This is a genomic window from Shewanella schlegeliana (assembly GCF_016765635.1).
GTDB lineage: Bacteria > Pseudomonadota > Gammaproteobacteria > Enterobacterales > Shewanellaceae > Shewanella > Shewanella schlegeliana.
The window spans coordinates 154,028-175,612 of record NZ_JAESVD010000008.1 but is presented as its reverse complement, the minus strand read 5'-3'; the positions used below and the strand labels follow the sequence as shown (position 1 = coordinate 175,612).

20 protein-coding genes and 1 pseudogene are annotated in these 21,585 nt (G+C 44.3%); 9 read left to right on the top strand and 12 right to left on the bottom strand.

The window, feature by feature from the left end:
* Positions 1-15: 15 nt before the first annotated feature.
* The 6 genes from gcvH to JMA39_RS14790 all read left to right on the top strand — a co-directional run bounded on the left by gcvH (position 16) and on the right by JMA39_RS14790 (position 8,132).
* On the top strand, positions 16-405 hold the full coding sequence (gcvH, locus tag JMA39_RS14815; RefSeq protein WP_202722628.1) for a glycine cleavage system protein GcvH: 390 nt from the start codon (positions 16-18) through the stop codon (positions 403-405).
* A gap of 241 nt (positions 406-646) precedes the next feature.
* Positions 647-3,535 carry an aminomethyl-transferring glycine dehydrogenase gene (gene gcvP, locus JMA39_RS14810; protein WP_202722627.1) on the top strand — a complete coding sequence of 963 codons (2,889 nt, stop codon included), beginning with the start codon at positions 647-649 and terminating at the stop codon, positions 3,533-3,535.
* Between the two features lie 278 nt (positions 3,536-3,813).
* Complete coding sequence (locus tag JMA39_RS14805; RefSeq protein WP_202722626.1) at positions 3,814-4,245, top strand: hypothetical protein; 432 nt, start codon at positions 3,814-3,816, stop codon at positions 4,243-4,245.
* 246 nt (positions 4,246-4,491) lie between these two features.
* A complete protein-coding gene (locus tag JMA39_RS14800) occupies positions 4,492-5,715 on the top strand; it encodes an AAA family ATPase (protein ID WP_202722625.1) in 1,224 nt (407 codons plus the stop codon).
* Entirely contained in the window at positions 5,705-6,652 is a 948-nt protein-coding gene (locus tag JMA39_RS14795) for a hypothetical protein (protein ID WP_202722624.1), read from the top strand. The genes JMA39_RS14800 and JMA39_RS14795 overlap by 11 nt, the downstream gene beginning before the upstream one ends.
* A gap of 7 nt (positions 6,653-6,659) precedes the next feature.
* Complete coding sequence (locus tag JMA39_RS14790) at positions 6,660-8,132, top strand: DUF262 domain-containing protein (protein ID WP_202722623.1); 1,473 nt, start codon at positions 6,660-6,662, stop codon at positions 8,130-8,132.
* Between the two features lie 140 nt (positions 8,133-8,272).
* Here JMA39_RS14790 and JMA39_RS21465 read toward each other — a convergent pair.
* A pseudogene (locus JMA39_RS21465) lies at positions 8,273-8,965 on the bottom strand (transposase).
* A gap of 131 nt (positions 8,966-9,096) precedes the next feature.
* On the opposite strand from JMA39_RS21465, the gene JMA39_RS14780 reads away from it, so the two are divergent.
* A complete protein-coding gene (locus tag JMA39_RS14780) occupies positions 9,097-9,585 on the top strand; it encodes a DUF6985 domain-containing protein (protein WP_202722622.1) in 489 nt (162 codons plus the stop codon).
* Positions 9,586-9,953: 368 nt separating this feature from the next.
* A complete protein-coding gene (locus JMA39_RS14775) occupies positions 9,954-11,324 on the top strand; it encodes an endonuclease/exonuclease/phosphatase family protein (RefSeq protein WP_202722621.1) in 1,371 nt (456 codons plus the stop codon).
* Between the two features lie 64 nt (positions 11,325-11,388).
* Here the strand turns inward: JMA39_RS14775 and JMA39_RS14770 are convergent, their stop codons facing one another.
* Entirely contained in the window at positions 11,389-11,706 is a 318-nt protein-coding gene (locus JMA39_RS14770) for a hypothetical protein (RefSeq protein ID WP_237732846.1), read from the bottom strand.
* A 209-nt stretch (positions 11,707-11,915) separates the two neighbouring features.
* Entirely contained in the window at positions 11,916-12,443 is a 528-nt protein-coding gene (locus JMA39_RS14765) for a hypothetical protein (protein ID WP_237732845.1), read from the bottom strand.
* 395 nt (positions 12,444-12,838) lie between these two features.
* Between JMA39_RS14765 and JMA39_RS14760 the strand changes: the two genes are divergently transcribed.
* Complete coding sequence (locus tag JMA39_RS14760; protein ID WP_202722618.1) at positions 12,839-13,639, top strand: hypothetical protein; 801 nt, start codon at positions 12,839-12,841, stop codon at positions 13,637-13,639.
* 79 nt (positions 13,640-13,718) lie between these two features.
* Here the strand turns inward: JMA39_RS14760 and JMA39_RS14755 are convergent, their stop codons facing one another.
* From JMA39_RS14755 to JMA39_RS14715, 9 genes are read right to left on the bottom strand one after another with little or no spacing between them, the layout of a single operon-like run.
* On the bottom strand, positions 13,719-15,419 hold the full coding sequence (locus tag JMA39_RS14755; protein ID WP_202722617.1) for a Na(+)/H(+) antiporter subunit D: 1,701 nt from the start codon (positions 15,417-15,419) through the stop codon (positions 13,719-13,721).
* Positions 15,406-15,816 (bottom strand): hypothetical protein, encoded by a 411-nt coding sequence (locus tag JMA39_RS14750; protein WP_202722616.1) that lies wholly within the window; start codon positions 15,814-15,816, stop codon positions 15,406-15,408. The genes JMA39_RS14755 and JMA39_RS14750 overlap by 14 nt, the downstream gene beginning before the upstream one ends.
* On the bottom strand, positions 15,806-17,296 hold the full coding sequence (locus JMA39_RS14745) for a monovalent cation/H+ antiporter subunit D family protein (RefSeq protein ID WP_202722615.1): 1,491 nt from the start codon (positions 17,294-17,296) through the stop codon (positions 15,806-15,808). Before JMA39_RS14745 ends, JMA39_RS14750 begins: the two co-directional genes overlap by 11 nt.
* Positions 17,293-18,771, bottom strand: coding sequence for a monovalent cation/H+ antiporter subunit D family protein (locus tag JMA39_RS14740; protein ID WP_202722614.1), 1,479 nt, complete (start codon positions 18,769-18,771; stop codon positions 17,293-17,295). The genes JMA39_RS14745 and JMA39_RS14740 overlap by 4 nt, the downstream gene beginning before the upstream one ends.
* A complete protein-coding gene (locus JMA39_RS14735; protein ID WP_012278426.1) occupies positions 18,765-19,133 on the bottom strand; it encodes a cation:proton antiporter subunit C in 369 nt (122 codons plus the stop codon). The genes JMA39_RS14740 and JMA39_RS14735 overlap by 7 nt, the downstream gene beginning before the upstream one ends.
* Positions 19,133-20,095, bottom strand: coding sequence for a Na(+)/H(+) antiporter subunit B (locus JMA39_RS14730; protein WP_244999895.1), 963 nt, complete (start codon positions 20,093-20,095; stop codon positions 19,133-19,135). Before JMA39_RS14730 ends, JMA39_RS14735 begins: the two co-directional genes overlap by 1 nt.
* 29 nt (positions 20,096-20,124) lie before the next feature.
* On the bottom strand, positions 20,125-20,466 hold the full coding sequence (gene mnhG / locus JMA39_RS14725; protein ID WP_202722613.1) for a monovalent cation/H(+) antiporter subunit G: 342 nt from the start codon (positions 20,464-20,466) through the stop codon (positions 20,125-20,127).
* Positions 20,463-20,759, bottom strand: coding sequence for a monovalent cation/H+ antiporter complex subunit F (locus tag JMA39_RS14720; protein ID WP_202722612.1), 297 nt, complete (start codon positions 20,757-20,759; stop codon positions 20,463-20,465). The genes mnhG and JMA39_RS14720 overlap by 4 nt, the downstream gene beginning before the upstream one ends.
* A complete protein-coding gene (locus JMA39_RS14715; RefSeq protein ID WP_202722611.1) occupies positions 20,759-21,292 on the bottom strand; it encodes a Na+/H+ antiporter subunit E in 534 nt (177 codons plus the stop codon). Before JMA39_RS14715 ends, JMA39_RS14720 begins: the two co-directional genes overlap by 1 nt.
* Positions 21,293-21,585: the final 293 nt, after the last annotated feature.

Here is a 21,585-nt window from a genome sequence, read left to right as displayed (position 1 = left end):
TAAGGATTTAGACCAATGAGCAATATCCCAGCTGAACTTAAATATGCTTCTTCTCACGAGTGGATCCGTAAAGAAGAAGACGGTAGCTACACAGTCGGTATCAGTGAGCACGCTCAAGAGCTTTTGGGTGACATGGTGTTCGTTGAGTTGCCAGAAGTGGGTGACGACGTTAGCGCTGGTGAAGACTGCGCAGTAGCTGAGTCTGTAAAAGCAGCATCAGACATCTACGCACCACTTTCAGGCGAAGTGATTGCCGTTAACGAAGCACTGGAAGATTCTCCAGAGCTAGTCAACAGCGATGCATTCGGTGACGGTTGGTTCTTCCGCGTAATGCCAACAGACCTTGCAGAACTAGACAACTTGCTTGATGCCGAAGGTTATCAAGCAGTTATCGACGACGAATAAGCGTCGATGACTGACAAAGCCCCAACTCATCGCTGATTGGGGCTTTGTTCGTTATATGGCTTATGCCCCTGTATTTTGTCGGGGTATTAAGGCCGTAATGGCTGAAAAAATGGCTGAAAAAAAATGGCTGAAATAGACAAGCCAAGCCCAGTCCAAAAATAACAAGCATTCTAAAACTAAAGAGACCGGTAGCACCGCCCCCCTACAGGCAGGATACAGGCACATAGGAACTAGGTTACTCATGACCAAAGAAACCCTGACACAATTAGAGCAGCACGAATCATTTATTCGTCGTCACATCGGCCCAGAAAGCACACAACAGCAAGAGATGCTGAACTTTGTTGGCGCTGAGTCATTAGAAGACCTAACCCAGCAGATCGTGCCAGGTTCGATTCGTCTTAACCGTGACTTAGCCGTAGGCACTGCCTGTGGTGAAGCCGAGGGTACCGCTTATATCCGCGAAATCGCAGATAAAAATAAGGTGTTTAAGAGCTATATCGGTATGGGTTACTACGGTACAGATGTACCAAGCGTTATCCAGCGTAATGTATTTGAAAATCCAGGTTGGTACACGGCGTACACGCCATACCAGCCTGAGATCGCTCAGGGCCGCCTAGAAGCTATTCTTAACTTCCAGCAAGTGTCTATGGATTTAACCGGTCTAGACTTAGCTTCCGCATCACTGCTTGATGAAGCCACTGCTGCTGCGGAAGCAATGGCACTGGCTAAGCGTGTTTCTAAAGCCAAAAAAGCCAACATCTTTTTCGTTGCAGATGACGTATTCCCACAAACTATCGACGTGGTTAAGACCCGCGCTGAGTGTTTTGGTTTTGAAGTCATCGTTGGCCCTGCACAGGATGCCGTAAACCACGAGCTATTTGGTGCACTATTCCAGTACACCAATCGCCTAGGTGAAATTTGCGATCACAGTGCGCTATTTGCCGAGCTAAAAGCCAAGAAAGCGGTCGTTACAGTGGCTGCCGACATCATGTCGCTAGTGCTGCTTAAGTCACCAGGTTCAATGGGCGCAGATGTCGTCTTTGGTAGCGCCCAGCGTTTCGGCGTACCAATGGGCTTTGGTGGTCCACACGCCGCCTTCTTTGTAACGCGTGACGAGTACAAGCGTTCACTACCGGGCCGTATTATTGGTGTGTCACAAGATACACGCGGTAACCGTGCACTGCGTATGGCTATGCAGACGCGTGAGCAGCATATCCGCCGTGAAAAAGCTAACTCAAACATCTGTACAGCACAGGTGTTACTGGCCAACATGGCATCGTTCTACGCGGTATACCATGGTCCACAAGGCCTTAAGACAATTGCATCACGCATCAACCGTCTAACCGACATTCTAGCGGCAGGTCTAACGGCTAAAGGCCTTGAACTGGCTAACAGCACTTGGTTCGATACCATTACCGTTAAGAGTGGCGATGTTGCCGCTATCAATGCCCGTGCATTGGCCGCACAAATCAACTTACGTATCGATACAGATGGTCGTTTTGGTATCAGCCTTGACGAAACCACCACTCGCAGCGATGTTGCCCAGCTATTTGACGTCATTCTAGGTGAAGGTCATGGTTTAGATGTTGCCGCGCTTGATGAGCAGATCATCAACGCAGGTAGTCAGTCTATTCCTGCAGAACTGCTACGCAGCGATGCTATCTTGACTCACCCAACGTTCAATAACTACCACAGCGAAACTGAGATGATGCGCTACATCAAGCGCCTAGAGAACAAAGACTTGGCATTAAACCACTCTATGATCTCGCTTGGTTCGTGCACCATGAAGCTCAACGCGGCAACAGAGATGATGCCAGTGAGCTGGGCCGAGTTTGGCAATATGCACCCATTCTGCCCACTGGATCAAGCCGAGGGTTACACTCAGCTAATCGAAGAGCTATCGGCGTGGCTAGTTGATATCACAGGCTACGACGCCGTTTGTATGCAGCCAAACTCTGGCGCACAGGGCGAGTATGCTGGCCTATTAGCGATTAAGAAGTATCACGAGTCTCGTGGCGACGCCCACAGAAATATCTGTCTGATCCCACAATCGGCTCACGGTACTAACCCAGCTTCTGCCCAGCTTGCAGGTATGAAGATAGTGGTTACCGCGTGTGACAAGGCGGGTAACGTCGATATGGAAGATCTTAAGACTAAGGCTGCTGAAGTTGCCGACAACCTATCTTGCATCATGATCACTTACCCATCGACTCACGGTGTGTATGAAGAAACCGTTAGCGAGATCTGTGACATCATTCATCAGCATGGTGGTCAGGTTTACCTCGATGGCGCCAACATGAACGCACAGGTTGGCCTAACAACCCCAGGTTCAATCGGCGCAGACGTATCGCACCTTAACCTGCACAAGACCTTTGCTATTCCACATGGTGGCGGCGGTCCGGGTATGGGCCCAATCGGTGTTAAGTCACACCTAGCACCATTTGTAGCGGGTCACTCAGTGGTTAAGCCAGGCCGCGAATCAGACAACAACGGTGCACTATCTGCAGCGCCATACGGCAGCGCAAGCATCTTGCCAATCACTTGGATGTACATCAAGTTACTGGGCTTCCAAGGTCTACGTCAGTCGACTCAGGTTGCACTGCTGAATGCCAACTACGTGATGAAGAAGCTGTCTGCTCACTACCCAGTGCTATACACAGGCCGTAACGACCGTGTAGCGCACGAGTGCATCATCGACCTACGTCCGCTTAAAGAAGCCTCAGGCGTGACCGAGATGGACATCGCTAAGCGTCTAAACGACTATGGTTTCCACGCGCCAACCATGAGCTTCCCTGTTGCGGGAACCTTAATGATTGAGCCAACGGAATCTGAGTCTAAAGTTGAGCTAGACAGATTTATCGAAGCGATGGTGTCTATCCGCGCTGAAATCGCTAAGGTAGAAGCAGGCGAGTGGCCAGCGGACAATAACCCGCTACACAATGCACCGCATACCATGGCTGACATCATGGACCCAGCGTTTGATTCACGTCCTTACAGCCGTGAAGTGGCCGTGTTCCCGACGGCAGCGGTTAAGGCGAATAAGTTCTGGCCAACGGTTAATCGTATTGATGATGTTTATGGCGACAGAAACCTTATGTGTTCATGCGCACCAATCAGTGACTACGAATAATTTATAATTGCTGCTTGGGCTTGCTACTGCGGCGTTGAACCTCGGCTCCAGTCCTCATTGACTGGAGTCAACTCCGGGCTAGAGCCTTCGGTTCGCCTAGCATTATCATCGCCAGCGACGCAATTATGGAAACTGTGAGTTTGGCGGTTTCCGGTAGTTAAAGAACTTTAAAAGCGACCTTTGGGTCGCTTTTTTGTTGGCTTGGGTTTAGAACAGTTGATGGTTGCATCGAGTAGAAATAGCTAGCAAAATCTAGCTTATAAATAGAGTCAGACCTAATGACGGCAGACGAAATGACAAAGGCAGCAGCGACTATGCAAGAACAACTTCCGATTACGATTAGTGCCGATAATGGCTTTTCTCGTTCGCTTAAGCCGTTATTGATTGAGCTTGAAATGTGGATTAACTTTCAGGCCTTAAAAGCCGATTGGTATGGCGATGAAGCCTGTATCTTGGCTTTCGATTTTACCTTGGTTAGGAGCTTGGAAGATAAGTCTCTGGACTCTAAGAATCAGAGCTGGATCGTGGAGGCGGGTTACGCCTATTGCTACGACAGCACTAGCTTAAACACCACGGCGTTTATTGCAGTTGCGGACCTGCTTGAGGCTGGTGTGGGGATTGAGCAGGCGATAAAGGGGCGGTTGGTGGCGGTAGCTAATGAGGTGGCTAAGTCTGTGGCAAGAGGGCATAGGTTGTTGGCTTTGGGTTAGGTGGTTTCTGGTGGTTTGAGAATTGAAAAAGCGAACTGGAGAGTTCGCTTTTTTGTGGGAGTAGGAAAGTTTACTCTGACCCCATTTATTTTTTGCTCTAAACATTCATCCATTTGTGAAATGGTAGATACTAACTATTTTTAAACTGTGCTACCCTACTTGCTAACTGGATGTTTTATAATGTTTTTAAACTAAAGTTTAACTGTGTTTTAAATTTTAGTTAGTTAGCCTTAAGGTAAAACTTAGATGAAAATAACGAAGGTTTTTGCAAAGAACTACAAAGCTTTTCCTGATATTGAGCTTGCACTCAAAGATGTAAATTTAATCATTGGTAGAAATGGCGCTGGTAAAAGCTCTTTAATAAGGTTATTTCCATTGGTGTTAGACTCAATAATAAATGGTGAAGAAGATATAATTTGTTTTGAGCCATTAGGTATTGATCTAGCTGCAAACTACTCCGATTTAGTTTTTGGTCACACATCAACAAAGTCAATGTCTTTAGGGCTGTCTTTCATTCTGGATGGAAAAGAATACTCATTTATTACAGAGTGTATTTTTCATAGTGATTTTAAAAAAATTATTCCTTTGTCGTTTAATTATAAAACAGAATGTGAAGAGTTTACTTTTAAAAATACTTTAATTGAAGGTAATGTTTATACGTTAAATGGTGATAGAGAGGTTGAGCTTGAATTTTCTGGGTTGATTCCTATTTCAAAACGAATCAATGATACAGATGTTAGGGAATGTTTAACTCCTCTTGATGTATTTAGGAATGAGATTGTTGATGGCTACCTAAGTTATATAGGTCCATTTAGAAGAAAAATGGAACGTGTTTACCCTAATAGATTTATCTCTGGAATTAACGTTGGTAGTGAGGGGCAGAATACACCTTATATAATTTCTAACTATGATCAAAAAGAAAATTATGAGTTCATAGATAGTGTTAATGAGTGGATGAGGTGTAAACTTGAAAATACAGAGATTAAAATTATTAGGGATCAGCATAGTTTTACAATAAATATCATAAAGAATGGAATAAGTTCTAACATTGTGGATCATGGAATTGGATTTACCCAATTACTCCCATTAATAATCAGTAAGTTTGCAAGGATTGCTAGTGATAATAATGGAATGGAGATTGTCGAACAACCTGAGTTACATATGCATCCATCAATGTGTGGTTCAATAATAGATCTTTACTTAATGAATTTGGATGAAGGTAATATCAATATTCTAGAGACTCATTCTAAAGAGACCATCCTAAGGCTGAGGAGAAGAATAGCTGAGGACAAATCTTGCAAATTAATGGATAGAGTGCAAGTAGTATATGTTGATCAAAATGAAAGTGGTTCGAATATTGATTTAATAAGAGTTTTGGAGGATGGTAGTTGTAGCTGGTGGCCAGAAGGAGTCTTTGAAGAGGCATATGAAGATATTATTGCTATCGAAGAGGTTTTGAATGAATATTGATGTTTCGGATGATATTATTCTTGATGAGCATAAACTTTATGAAGTTTATGTGCAGCTAAATGCTTTTAGAAATAAACATCGGTTAAATTATAAAACATTCAGTAAGATAATGATAAGTCAGCATGTCTCTAGTCGAAATAAAGCTAACTTTAAAGCACTTTTTGAAATCACTTCAAATTTGATTAAGTTCAAAAAAAACATAAAAGTAGTTAGCACTAAATCGAGTGAAGATGAAGTTTTACTAGATGATCTTAATGATGTCCTGAGTTGTAGGGCTGTTATAATTATTGAGAATGAGCATCAAGATCTAGATTTCATTTTTACATGTATAGATGCTGCAGAGTACGGGCCGAATTTAAATAAATATTACAATAAGATGTGGCAGGCAAGAGGAGCTGGAGGGTGTGGCGACATCCCAAAATTGATTAGTAAGTGCTTTGATGAGCAAGTCTGTATTTCTAGGCTATTAGTAGTTAATGACTCCGATAAATATAATAATGATTATGATATTCCTGTCGCCCAACAAAATATAATAAATCGCGCAGTCGAAAAAAAATCTGCACATGTCATGCTTAGAAAGAGAGAAATAGAAAATTACATCCCTATTCGAGTGTTAGAGAATATGTTCGACCCTAAGTACCCTAAAATTGAGTATTTTAAATCATGGAATAAAGAGCAACGCGATTATTTCGATATGAAGAAAGGGTTCCAGAAAAACTGTCGTTACGATGATGCTAAATATAGTAATATTTATCATGGCATACCGAATACTCATCTAGATGCTTTTTTTAAGTCAGGATTTGGAGAAGAAATAGCGAAAATAGCATTTAACCAAGAAAAGCGTAAACTATATACTAAACAGAACTTGGATATAGAAGACCCAGAGATATATCCAGAGTTCTGTGATATAAAAGATAAGTTGTTAGCAATATTGTGAGGATATTATGACTATGACCCCTAGGGTGGAACCGCGGGTATACTTCATCGATGATGTCATCGGTTTGATGTCTAAGGGGCGCTTGGTTATGCCCGATTTTCAAAGGAATTACGTATGGAAGCATGATCAAATCTTAGAGCTTTTTGATAGTATCTATAGAGGATATCCAATAGGCTCTGTTCTGGTGTGGAGCCCAACTGAATCTTTAGAATTAAGTGCTAGTGAATATATAATAGATCATTATATAGGAATTGATCGTGAAGCTAGTTACATTATCGATGGCCAACAGAGACTTACTACATTTTTTATGTGCCTGTATACCCAGGAAAAACATGTAGATCATAAATGGAATGTTTATTTTGATCTAAAAAATGAGAAATTTGTCCATATCAAAAAAAACACTTCTAACGTCAAACCCTACTTTTTTGAACTACGTAAGGCACGTTCCACTACCGCATTTTTAAAAGAGTCTATACGCATATCAAACGAAACGCATGACGATGAATTGATCACTAGGGCTCAAAATTTAGTTGATAAGATAACTAAGTATCGCTTAGCTGTTACTGAATTGTCAGGAGGCACGGTAGAGCAAGCGATTGAAATTTTTACTCGGCTTAATAGGGAGGGGCGTAGAGTTTCTGAGATAGATTATGTTCGTGCTCTAAGTAAAAAATCAGGTTCAGATAAACTAGATAAGCTACTAGAAGGTGCTGATGCTATCATCGATAAGTATGGTTTTAACCAAAAGGATGGGCGCAACTTTAACTTAAAAATCATTCAATCAGCATTTAACTTTCCTGTTTATGCAGACAAGAACTCTTGGAAACTAGTTGCCAGTAGAATTAGTGGGACTAAAGATGAAAATGTTATCGATAGAGTCCTTAATGCTTTGGAACAATCAATACTATTCTCTATAAATGAACTTAAATTAGTAACGATATCGCATTATCCATATATTACTCAGTTTTATATGATATTTAGTTACTTTTACAATAATTTAGAATATGATTATAAATTGCTTGCAAATGAGTTTTATTATGCGGCGATTAAAGGGATTCCACAAACAAACCCATCAACAACAGAAAAGTTAATAGAGTATTATCGTAATGGGTTTATATTTAATGAAGAGTTACAAGACTTAGAAAAGTATTATTTTTCATCAAACACTTTAAAACTTGAGGATAAGTTTAATGCAAGCTCTGCTTCGTCAAAGCTTTTGTTTAATATTATAGTGAACTATGAATATTCTTCAGGTAAACATAAGTTTGATGTTGGTCATTTTATTTATCCTCCTAAAAATAAGTTAAGAAATAAGGAGTTTAGCAATTTATTAGGGAATAAAGTTTTCTGTAATAATGATTTTTATAAGCAAAGCTCAGTTTTAGAATTGAACGTTTTTTATAAGACGTTGTATGAAGAATTTGAAGAAAATACAATTAACTACTTTAATAACTTTCATATAATAAAAAACCAATCATAGACACCCATAGTTAATGGCATGTTTGTTGGCCTCCTACTAAGCTTTAGTAATTGCTGAAATAGGAGGTTGCTATTCTGCTCCTTTATTGGCCCCGCTCTAGAGGTACACTCACTCATGAATAAGTGGGGTCAGAGTAAACTTTATTCTGGTTGCTTAGGAGGCCGCCCCATTTTCAGTGGTCTCATGTTTGTGTTTGTTAGTTTTTCAATTTCATCTTTAAATTTATCATTTCCGATTGGCATGCCTTTGTGGGTTGCTTGTCGAATATCCTCAATCATTTTTGTGTCTAGGTGATGTTTAAACAGGGCTCGATAACATGTTTGTCGGGTTTTATCGTTAGGATGAATAGCAAGGTAAGCTAGATGAGGCGTACATAGTGCGGAAGCTTTGCCTAAGGCGTTGACTTGGTAACTAGATCATTGATATTTACAAGGATCATCGACCATATTTGCTCTAACTGGATTGAGTTCTATATAGCGATATAGTTGCAGTAGATAGTCTTCAGCTTGTACTAAGCAAGACTTATATCGTCCCTCCCATAATGTTCCTGAGCGTTTATAAGTGTAATTAAAGTATCTTACATACTGTCGCCCAAGGGACTGCATCATTTGGCTAATAGCATTGTGCTCTCGTGGTGTGCAGAGTAGGTGGACATGATTTGTCATAAATACCCAAGCATGGATTTCCACCTGAAATTTCTTGGCGTAATCCTTTAGCCAGCCGGTATAGGCAATAAAGTCTTGTTCTGAAGTAAAGCAGGCTTGGCGGTTGTTGCCGCGTTGAATGATATGTTGAGGTATGTCTATCGGATTGGCTCTCGGTTTTCTAGGCATGTGCAAGTTCCCTTTGCAATGTTCACTATGTTAATGAGTATAGATGAATAACTTTAGTTTACTCTGACCCCACTTTTCTCACATTAATGTGAAACCGTTTCAAATATAATCCTCATTTTTGCGAGTCTATTATGAAAACAATAAATATTACTTGGAAAGAAGGTGAAGAGTTTCATGAAGGTACGGCTGGACTGAATGCTTGGCATGAGTTTCAAGGCTACGGCAGTGTTGAATTTCTCACCCAAGAAGACCTTGCTATTGCCGATAATATGCAGCAATGGTTTATCGATAATGAAAAACGCATTTATGCGCTAGTCTGCGATTATGTGAATGAAAACTACCAAGAGCTGCTTGAAGATTCTGAATTTCTAGATGTGTTTGACGAAGATTCTGAATCTTACGAAACCTGTGTCGGCGAGGTGAATGAAGCCGATATGCGAGCAGGGGATATCTTTAAGTTAATGCAACTTTCCGCATTTGTGTTGCATCACCCAGACAAAAACGCAGTAGGGATGCTCTTTGAATGTGCTTGGGATGAAGAGCATGGCTTTGGACTGGTGATCCAAGGGGATGAAATTATCTCTCAAGATGGTGCGCAGGTCGCGTATAGGGGGCTGTAAAGCCCTTACTTATCAATTCAGATTTACCCTCTGTATTAACCTCTTACTTGGCCGCGTGGTTTGCAGAGTAAGAGGTTTTCCAGTCTTGTATTGCGCGATGGGCGCTTAATTGTTTTCAGCAACTCAGCAACTCAGCAACTCAGCAACAGAAGCATGCATTAAGCCTACCTAAGTACAACCCAATTTAATTATGCCGTTGTCCAATAATGGCACTTTGTTAACTCCGTGCTGTTTATCTTGGCAAGCTAATGGTCTAAGTCACAAAAAAATATGGCTATCCTATCTTTTCTTATACACCTGTATAGAATCAGTTTTGAGCTCAAATCAATTGAGCCAAATATAATAATTAATTAAAGATGGGTCACTATATGAAACTATTAAAAACTGCCGCAGCCTTGGCTGTCGGTGTTGCACTACTTACGGGTTGTAATGATGATGACGTAAAGTATGTTGATCATACTGAAGTCAAAATTGCGACTTATAATCTCTCTTTTGATCGTAATACATTCGCAGACTTAGTTGCAGAAATGGCGGTTACTCCTGCTGATCAAAACACGCTTGTAGAAGCTTATCTTCTCGATCGTGATGCGATGGAGCCTGCAGATCAAGCTACAGCTGCAAAAGTCATCCAAATCCGTAACGTTGCTGCAATTATTCAGAAGAACCGCCCTGATGTGCTAATGATGGGTGAATATAATAACGATGGTACTGGCGAGGATCTATCAGCTCTGAAAGGCTTCCAAACTAACTACCTGTCAGTTGCTCAAAGCATCGATGGTGCTGGCGGTGAAGCAAACCTAGAGCCGATTGAATATCCATTTGCCGAAAGCTACGCAACCAATACTGGTCGTCTTAGTGGCTTCGACTTGAATAATGATGGCCATATTGCTACAGAAGATGAGCTTGGTACTGATGCGTATGCCAATGATTCTTGGGGTTACGGTAAGTACCATGGACAATACGCTTTTGCGCTGATGTCTAAGTTCGAAATCGATACTAAAAACACGCGTACCTTCCAAAACTTTAAGTGGAAAGATCTTGAAGGCGCTGAAAACCCATTATTAGGTGGTGAGAACTGGTATACAGATGAAGAGTGGCAACAAATGACGCTATCATCTAAAAACCATGTTGATGCGCCTATCTTAGTTCCGACTAAAGATGGTACTGAGACTATCCATATCCTAATGTCTCATCCTACGCCACCAGTATTTGACACGGGTAAGAATAAACTTCAAAACGCTGCAGAAGTTGAGTTCTGGCACAACTATGTCACTAACGCACAAGCGTTTTACGATGATGCTGGCAACACGGGTGCACTAAAAGAGGGCGCACACTTTGTTATCGTGGGCGATCAAAACCTTGACGCTGCAACGGGCGCTGGTGATGGTTTTACTGAGGTGATGGCTGCGCTACATGCTGACCCAGTCGTAAACCAAAATGTGACTAACGGTGATTTATACCCTACAAGTTATGGTGCTGCTGAGTATGCGGCTGACAGAAGCTCAGAACATCCGTACCCTAACCGTATTACCGCTGAATTCCATAACCCGTACGGCGGTATTAATGCTGACCACGCAATTCCATCTGCGTCGCTAAATATTGTAGATTCAGGTGTATACTGGCAAGCCAGTTACCAAGAAGGTCGTAAGCTATTTAACGATACTCGTATCGGTAAGTGGGGGAATGGTAAAGACGTTTCTTCTGACCACCGCATGGTTTGGGTTAAAGCTAAATTTTAATCTGAATTAAACTCAAAAAAGCCTCGAATTATTCGGGGCTTTTTAAGTTAGATAGGCTTCACTTTTAGTCACCCTGGCGAGAAAACATCTGTTTGAGCTGGGCTTCTTCTGCATCGGTAAGCATAGGCTCAGGGGCGACCTGTATGTTAGTCGGGCAAGCCGTCTCATTATCTAAAACGGTATCAAACACCTGAAAATGGCTAGCTGAAATTGTTCGGTACTGGCAGACAAGCAAGTTGTCATCGGTTTTTGATTTCACCAAATTAGCGGTTACCGCCGTATTTGAAGAGGCGTGAACGCTGCCCGTTGAAATAAACAAGGTCAGTGCGATAGTGGTTACCGCTTTCACAGTTGTTGCTAGCATTTTAGTTAATTGCTTCATCTGTCGCCTCTGCTTAATCATCCTAACTTGATGATTAAGATAGCAACGGGATGCTGTACCGAAACTTAATGATGTACTTTGGGGCGGTATTTTCAGGTAAGTTTTTATTTATTCTGGGCTGATGTTTTTACTATGGTTTTTGTATTTTTACTGGATTTTTAGTTAGCTTCTGCTGTTGGTTGAGCGCTCATCACTTTTAGCCTTTAACCTCATGACATCTCCAACTCCATTGTCCAATCAGCCACTTTGACAGGTTTTGCGTATGACGGCTTTTTAATAGATTCAATGGCATCGATAACTGACTTATGGAAAAAAACGATGATTGACTCAAATGAGGGCCTAAACACCAGTCTATTTTCTAAGGCAACGGCATTTAGCTCCTCGAAGTCAAAACCGACCTCATCATCAAGAATATTAATGATGTTGTAGCAGTGAAGGTACAGATAGTCTTTATCAACAATTTTAGCGGGAACAAGCGAGTTGTTATATAAATCCAGTTCAACTAAGGGCTTTGCATAGTCCATATCAAACAGCAGTTTAGTGCTAACCGAAATATCAAATACAGCCTCTATTGGTTTGAAGGTTTTCAGACTTTTACATTCGAAACTGGCGGGTATGTTTGTTGATATCGCTTGGTCTCTTAAGATCCCCAATCTGCGACTGTCGTTCATATTGACCACAAAATTGACTTTGGAGTAGTCATTTGAAAAAACATAATACTCATCTTTAATTGGCATGGTCGATTTATCCAGGGGTCTTATATGCATCATGGTAAACAAGCGAGAAGTCTCTTCTAAGCCTGAGTTGCAGAATTTAACCCCTTGCTCCTTGTTATTACAAGACTTTCCTTCAAACTTGGCACTTTCATTAACCAGTCATAGGCGTACATCAAAAATGGCATGACTGTCAGCCTCCCTTGTTCAAAGTAGCTGCGCACTACTCATTTTTGTATCCATATGTGATAGAAGTATAACGGATTAGCAAATTTTGCGATTTAGCTTGCCTCTGTCAGCCATGTTTAACATATAATCCGCGTGATTTTCCCTATTAATTTAATCGCTTATGCATTCTTTGTTGTTTTGGTGGGAAAAGTTCTATGTATTTTTTGGCTAAACTTTGGAATTGTGAATTGATGAAGTCTTTACTCCCTTTTATGTTAGGTACAGTCGTACTCGTTGGTTGTGGTGGCAGTGATAGTAGTGACAATCATGTGTCAGACTCAATCATTGCTGAAACGGTAAAGTGTACTAACTTGGCCGAAGGTGGCTTATGTACTCAAAATATTTATGGCGCTTGGGGGCAGATAGATCTGACATGGGCTACTTGTAATAGCGTGTATTGTTTTGAGGATGGTACAGCGCCTGCAGAAAGCCCAAGTTTGACACGTTGGCCTGAGGGGGGGCTTATCCCTGTTTATTTCCTCAACGCTGAAGACCCCCGTTTTACTTACGCAATGAATAAAGCGGAAAGCTTAGTTGGCTATCAGCTATTTGATAGAAAAGGCGTGATCAAGCTGGATATCAGCGACACGAATAACATTGATTACTCAAGTGTCCCTACGGACTGGGGCTTCATTTGGAGCCAAGGTACCACTGCAGGTAATTGCGGTTCGGGCACCGTATCTGTAGGCCCTATGGAGACTAACATTGTCAACCATAGTGTTGGACTTGATTACGGTATCATTCAGCCTATAGGCAATACATTTACCTGGATCAATATCGATAGCGGAAGCCCGAACCCAGACCCAAGCTGTACGACCGTTGCTGATAACGAAGTTACCCTTCATGAGTTAGGTCATGCTCTTGGCATGAACAACCACTTCGATGGCTTTGGTAATGGCGGTGCATTTAATCAAAATGCACAGAGGGTATTGCGTACTATCTATAGTAACCCTCCAGGACAGCCTTTTGATGCGTTAAGTATCGCGCAGTAGGGGTTAAGGTTAGGTGGTCGAATTAGTTAATAGCACTAATTCGACCACGGTTAACATCTAATTCAGCTCTCAACCTTCCCTAGCCAAGAAAGCCGATAAACAGGTATGACGCCAGGATCACGGCGACCCATAGCACCATATTACCTGAAGGGTAGGAGCCGGAGAGTAAGCCTCCTAATCCTTTATGTTTGTTGGCAATAATGGACTGGCATTGGCTCAGTTTTCCTTTAATCGTTTGGCGAAGCCTGCCGTCAGCCTTCCATACTACCGCTGTCAATTTATGTAGTGCAGTAGGTATCGCACGCCTGTAGATCCAGTCCACATCTAAGTTTGTCGAGCGTAGCTCTGGCGGATACATGCCTCTGAGGTTTAACCAAACAAAGGCTAGGGCAGAGAAGAACAGCAGCTGAGTCTGCGCCAGTACGTGGGTTGCATCATACGGGTTGTAACCTGTGTCATATGGCAGTAGCGAGTATAGCGCCGCAGGGTAGATACCGATGGCAATACACAGGCTAGCAGCGATAAACATGGCAAACAGCATATTGCTTGGTGGATCACTCGCACGCAGCCCAGAGTCGTGGGCGAAGAAGGCAAAGTAGGGGATCTTGATCCCAGCATGGTGGAACACACCCGCAGAGGCGAACAGCAACATTAACCAAACCCAGTCGTGTCCGGTTTCCAACGCGGCAGACATCACCATAGATTTACTGACAAAGCCGCTAAACAGTGGGAAGGCCGAGATAGAGGCGGCGCCGATAATACACAGTATCGTGGTTTTGGGCATGGTTTTATACAAGCCGCCCAGATCTGAACCGTTGATTCTGCCCGTCATATGCAGCACGGCTCCCATGCTCATAAACAGCAAGCCTTTAAAGATCACATCGTTAAAAGCATGGGCAACCGCGCCGTTTATCGCCAGCGCGGTACCGATACCGATACCGACTACCATAAAGCCGACCTGGTTGATTAAGCTATAGGCCAGTACCCTGCGCAGATCATTTTCAATCACCGCAAAGAAGATTGGGAAACAGGTCATGGCTGCGCCAATGTAGATCAGCAGCTCGGTGCCGGGGTAGGCACGAGCCAGTGCATAAACAGCCACTTTAGTGGTAAATGCGCTGAGGATAACGGTACCGGTTGGTGTCGCTTCGGGGTAAGCATCGGTGAGCCAGTTATGGGCAAAGGGAAAGGCACATTTAATACCAAAGGCGATAAATATTAGCCAGCCAGCGACACCTTCTAGACCTATGTGGCTAAAGGCCAGTGAGCCTGTTTCGGCGGCGTAAAATAGTGCGCCTACCAGTAAGATGACACCGGATAGGACTTGAATGATCAAGTAGCGCATACCCGCATGATAGGCGCGAGTGGTTCTGCGCGCCCAGATCAGAAATACCGAGGTAAAGGCCAGCAGCTCCCAGAAGATAAATAGCGTCAGCAGATCGCCAGCAAATACCGCCCCCAGCGCACTACCCGCATAGAGCATGGTTGCTACCTGTTGTACGGTATCTTTTACGTGAAGCGAGTAGATAATGGAGATGAATGCGGCGATATGAAATACATAGCCAAACATCAGGCTGAGTTTGTCTGCGCGGTAGGGCACCAACTCATAATCTAAAAACGCCAGTTGCAGGTGAATGCCTTCAGGCACTGTCCACAAGTGAATGGCACTAATAACTGGAATGGCAACCATTATTGCGCCGCGTAGTTTGCCGCGGGTCATTGCAGCAATAAGCCCGCCGATAAAGAACAGGGTAAAGGGCGGTAACTCAAGCATCCACATTGTGATCACCTATCTTGTTGTTTTTTGCCTGTTCGCTTGCACCCTTATGGGTGTGTTCATTGGCGGCATTTTCTAAAATATTTTCACTATTATTATCACAGTGATGGTCAACAGAACTGTCATGATGATCGTCGTAAAAATTGTCATAATAGTCTTCTGGGCGCATCAGAAAGGTTCGCATCCAGCGTGCAATGAGCACCAAGATAACGCAGCCGACAAAGCCATAGATGGGGTAGAACAGCGGTAGGTTTTCCCAACTGTGATAAACATGGCGATGGATGACAAAATCAAGCACGACAAGCAGCGTGCAGCAGGCATACAGAAGATACAAAATACGGTTGACGTTTTTTGGGTTATCAAAGAGATATTGCTTGTTCTGTTTCTGGTTACTGTCCATGGCTAACTCCCGGTACAGTTAAGATGGCTTTGGCCAACTCATAGAGGGGTTGCGGATAGAGGAATAAAATAAGGCAACCTAAGGTGGTAATGGAGATCGCGATTAATGACACTAGCGGTGCTTCCTTTATCCCAGCCTTTGCTACTGGCTGATCTTTACCAGAGAAAAAGGCGTGATACGGAATCGGTAACAGGTAAGCAATATTGAGCAGTGAGCTGACCATTAGTACCATCATAATGACCCAATGCTCGGTTTCCATCGTGCCCATCAACAGGTACCACTTACTCCACGTGCCGCCAGCAGGAGGGACGCCAATAATACTCAGGCTAGCGATAAAAAAGGCCGCCATGGTGACAGGCATAGCAAAGCCGAGGCCGCGCATTTCGCTCACTTTTGATTTATGGCTCGCTACCAGAATGGCGCCTGCACAGAAGAACAGGGTGATCTTGCCAAAAGCATGGGTGGCAATGTGCATTGAGCTACCGATAACCCCCGATGAGCTGGCCAGCAGTGCGCCTATGGTGATATAGCCCAGTTGACTCACCGTCGAGTAAGCGAGCCGTGCTTTTAAGTTATCCTGACGCATCGCCACTATCGAGGCGAGTAATACCGATGCAGCCGCTAAATAGAGCAGGAATTCCGTCGTTGGCAGAGTGGGCAGTAGCTCGATACCAAAGATAAACACGCAGATCTTTAAGATGGTGAAGACACCCGCCTTGACGACCGCTACGGCATGCAGCAATGCGCTCACAGGTGTTGGGGCGACCATAGCGGCGGGTAACCAGCGATGGAACGGCATGATTGCTGCCTTACCTATACCAAATACAAACAGTACCAGTATGGCGCCGAGCAGGCTGGTATCAACATCTGTGCTATACACGCCGCCAGGTTTGAAGTCCAATGTTCCGGCGACAAACCAGGTCAAGACAATCGCCAATAGGAAGAAGGCGATGGAGGTACCGAGTAAAATACCTAAGTATACTCGCCCTCCCTGCTTAGCCTTTTCCGTTCCTGCATGGGTCACTAAAGGATAAGTGGACAGGGTCAACACTTCGTAGAAGATGAATAGGGTAAATAGGTTGGCGGAAAAGGCCAGCCCCATGACAGCGCTTATGGCGAGAGCAAAGCAGAGGTAAAAGCGAGTTTGATTCTTCTCTCCGTGGCCACGCATATAACCAATGGCATAAAGGGTGGTGATGAGCCAAAGAAAGCTGGCAATTAAGGCGAATAGCATCCCTAAGGGCTCAACCGCAAAACTCATTGCCAACCCCGGCATCAGTTGCCACCAAAACACCTCGATAGATGCGCCAGCACTGAGCCCTTGATATAGGTTTACCACACAAAAAAGTACCACTAGGCTGATACTTATCGTTATAGCCTCACGAAGATTGGGGTGCTTTCCCGTTGCCCAGATCGCCAGTGTAGCGACCAGAGGTAAGATAATGGTTAGCTGTAGCAACAGCTCCAAAGATAGATTCATGGGTTAATTCCAAACAAGCTTTGAGAGGCCGCCTGTGCCACCTGCACACTAAGACGGGTATCGATACCAAAATAGATATTGGCCAGTACGAGTATCCAAATAGGAGCGAGGAAGGTCCAAGGCGCCTCCTTGACTGGTTCACGACCCGGCAGCGGGGGCTTGAAATAGGCTGTTTCAACGATTCGCCAGATATAAAGGACGGCCAGCAGTGAGCCCAGTAGTACTAATACCGCTACTGGCCACATTCCAGCCTCAATTGTGGCGAGCAACAAATACCACTTGCTGATAAATCCTACTGTTAGAGGTACGCCAATCAAACTTAAGCCACCTATGACAATGGCTGCCATGGTTAGCGGCATTTGTCGCCCTAGCCCTTGGAATTGGCTGAGTTGTACGCTGCCGATGCGGTACATCACCGCACCTAACGCTAAAAACAGCGCACTCTTCATTAAGGCGTGATTAAACAGGTGTAGCAGGGTGGCCATAAGCCCTGTGCTGGTGTTGATGGCGTAGCCAATAATCATGTAGCCAACCTGAGCAATGCTCGAGTAGGCGAAGATATGTTTAACATTGGTTTTATATATCGCCGCAGTAGAAGCGGCGAATATGCCAACCAGCCCGAGAACGATAAATAAGTTCTGTAAGGGTAGGATGGAGAACGAAAGCTCGATGCCAAATACCGTATAGGTGAAACGGATCAGTAGATAAACTGCAACTTTAGTCGCCGTGGCAGCGAGAAAAGCGGTCACGATTGAAGGAGCATAGGCGTAAGCGTTAGGTAACCACAGATGCAGTGGGAACAGTGCCAATTTTAAGCAGACTCCTACGATTAAGAAGGCAAATGCGGCAAATACGGTACGTGTTTGGTTAACCTCTGCAAGCCGGTTGGCGAGATCATCCATATTCAAGGTTCCCGTCATCTGATACAGCAGACCGATGCCGATCAGAATAAAGGTCGCACCTATGGTGCCCATGATCAGATATTGATAAGCGGCCCAAAGTGCACGCCTATCTTTGCCCAAAGCAATCAGCGCGTAGCCTGATAGCGAGGAGATCTCTAAAAATACGAATACATTAAACACATCGCCTGTGGCGACGATACCGAACATCCCTGTTAATGACAGCAGGTAAAGGCTATAAAATAGCGTATGACGCTCTTTAGGGAGTTCTTTTTGAAGACTCGTTTGTGCTGCGAACAGGACTATAGTGCCAATTGTTGAGATGATCAGCAGCAAAAGAGCGTTGAGCTCATCGATGCGATATTCAATCCCCCAAGGGGCATCCCAACCTCCGAGTTGATAGATAATAGTGCCAGAGCTCATCACCTGTTGCAGTAGGGCGATGCTGGTTAGACAGGAAAAGCCGCACACTAATAGGGCAAATAGCCACACCAGTTTGGAACGGTCCAGGAACCAGCATAGCGGCGCCGCCATCAGTGGCACAATGACTTGTAAAATAGGCAGGTGGGCTAACACTTTGAATTATCCTCGGTAAGCTGATCTTGGATTTGAATCTCATCTTCTTCTATGCTGCCGTATGCCTCTTTGATCCTTACAGCCAATGCGAGTCCTAGCGCCGTGGTGGCAATACCGACCACAATCGCGGTGAGAATTAGCACATGGGGAAGAGGGTTAGAGTAGCGGCTTACTCCTTCGGCCAAGATTGGCGCGCTACCGCTATCGACATTACCCATACTGATATAAAAGATAAAAACCGAGGTTTGAAAAATCGTTAAGCCAACCAGCTTTTTAATCAGGTTGCCATGGGCGATAACGATATAAAAACCGATCATCATCAGCAATACCACGATCCAGTAGTTATAGAGTCCGAGTACCATCATCTCTCCTCACCGTTCTGTTGTGCTTCTCTGCGGCCTGCAAAGTTGAAAAAGATAATGATCATTACCGAGGCGACTGTGCAGCCCACACCGAGTTCGATCAGCAGGATCCCTAAGTGCTGGCCTGCAATTGGGTCGTCAGCTAATACGTTGTAATCTAGGAAGTTACCGCCATTAAATAGCGAGACCACGCCAACACTAGCGTATAGCAGCAGTCCGATAGCTGCGAGCAGTTGGAACAGGGATAGGCTAAAGACACGCTTAGCATTGTCTAAGCCGAATAACATGGCATAGAGGATGATTGCAGCGGCAAAAATCACCCCCGCTTGGAAGCCGCCGCCAGGGCCAAAATCGCCATGGAACTGCACATAGAGTGCAAACAATAGAATGATAGGAATCAAGGCTTTGCTAATAACGCGGAGCACGATATGTTGCTTATACATCTGCTCTTTGCCGGACTCATCTACGAGGTAAGGCTTACGACGTTGCGGCAAGGCCAGCAGTGATAACACCCCAATACCGGCAGTAAAGATAACGGCTACCTCGCCTAAGGTGTCAAACGCTCTGTAGCTCGCGAGTACCGAGGTGACAATATTGGGGACACCGACCTCCTGCATCGAGTCATTAATGTAGCGAGGAGCGACATGTTGATGAACTGGTGCATCGAAACTGCCAAAGTAGGGCATATCTAAGGTGCCGTAAATTAGCATTCCGCCAGTGATAAGTACCACGAGTAAAGCCAGCAAAGGTTTATGACGCTTAGGCGCCTCGGTTCGGCCTGTCATGGTGATGGCTGCCAGCATCAGTAAGCCAGATATACCTGCGCCCACAGAGGCTTCGGTAAAGGCCACATCCACAGCATCTAATACAACAAAAAAGCTTGCGGACAGCAATCCGTAGATCCCCGTCAACATCACCACGGCCAACAGATCTTTGGTGCGAACAATGGCGATAGCGATCACGACGAGAAAGCTTAATAGAACAACATCAACTAAGGTTTCGATGGCTTGTTCCTCCCCTCGTTGGTTGACTCGTCAAGCACTGGATGCAAGTTGTTACGCAGGGCGGCTTTGGCCAGAGCATGACTTGCTGCAGGGTTAATCAATAGTGTGAACAGTAAGATCATCATCAACTTAAGCAGTACTATCCCTTGTGGGTTTTGTAGCATCAGGCCGATAAGGATCATTCCTGCACCTAAGGTATCTGTGACGCCTACCGCGTGCATGCGAGTATAAAAATCAGGGAAGCGCAAGATGCCAATACCGCCGGATAGACAGAGAAAGCTACCGAGTAGCAAACACAATCCACTCGCGATCTCGAGTATGAGATTCATCGTTTATCCTTCTTGATTGATGCTGCCTCTGGACGCTGATGATTGAACTCAGCTGAGTCAGAAAAGCGCAGTACGCCGATAACACTGATAAAGTTGATGAGGGCGTATACGAGGGCAATATCCAGAAACTCGGGTCGACCCATTAAAAAACCTAGCACCGAGATAAGTAACACCGTTTTAGTGCCAAACATATTGAATGCTAAGATCCGATCGTATAGCGATGGTCCTGCGATGCAGCGAATGATCGCGAGGAGCATGACAACGAGAATTGCAATAGTGGCTGCAGTTAACATCATTTTTCCAATTCAGTGACCCGGCGATCCATCCTGCCGGCTTTTAAGGTATCGATATTTTCTTTGCTCAAGGCGTGGATGATGACGTGATCATCGACCAATCCCACTGCGACAGTACCCGGCGTTAAGGTTATGGAGTTGGCATAGATGACCTTGCCTAGATCTGTGCGCTGAGTGGCGTCTATAGTGGCGAGGGTTGGTGAGATGCTGCTATTGCCAAGCCAAATGTGTTTGACCACAGAAATGTTGGCGACAATGATCTCTTTTGCTAGCCATAACATGTAGCCGGGCATTTTTGCTGAAAGGTGGATTGGTAGAGACTCATGGTCGATCACATCCATCCTGTGGGCAATATAGAGGACTAGCAGGATAGAAGCTCCGCCCAGAGATAGCAGCAGTGGGTTGCTGTAATTTGAGTTTATCCACCAAAAGAGTGACAGGGTTAAGCAGAGGCTGAATGTGTGGCTCGGCAATAACCTAGGTTTTTTGTCGGGTGTTAATTTATCTAATAATTTATCTTCATTTATGCTCATTTTTCTCACCTTTGCCAATAGGTTCATTGGGGGGGCTAAGGGCAGCACATGTAGTGCCATTACTTCTATCTATGGCCTTCAGTGGGTTATGAACATGAAGATTCCACTGCGAGAGCATTGAATATTTGCGAGTGTAGCAATTGCATCGAGTCTATTGGATACGACAAATGTCCAACAAGGCGCTCTGCTAACTGCTCCATGCTTTCATTTCGAGGTAGACATAATTGGACTGGCTTCTCCTCAGAAGTCACTTTTCCAACTCTGGTTCGATAGGCTCTATCCAAGAATGCACC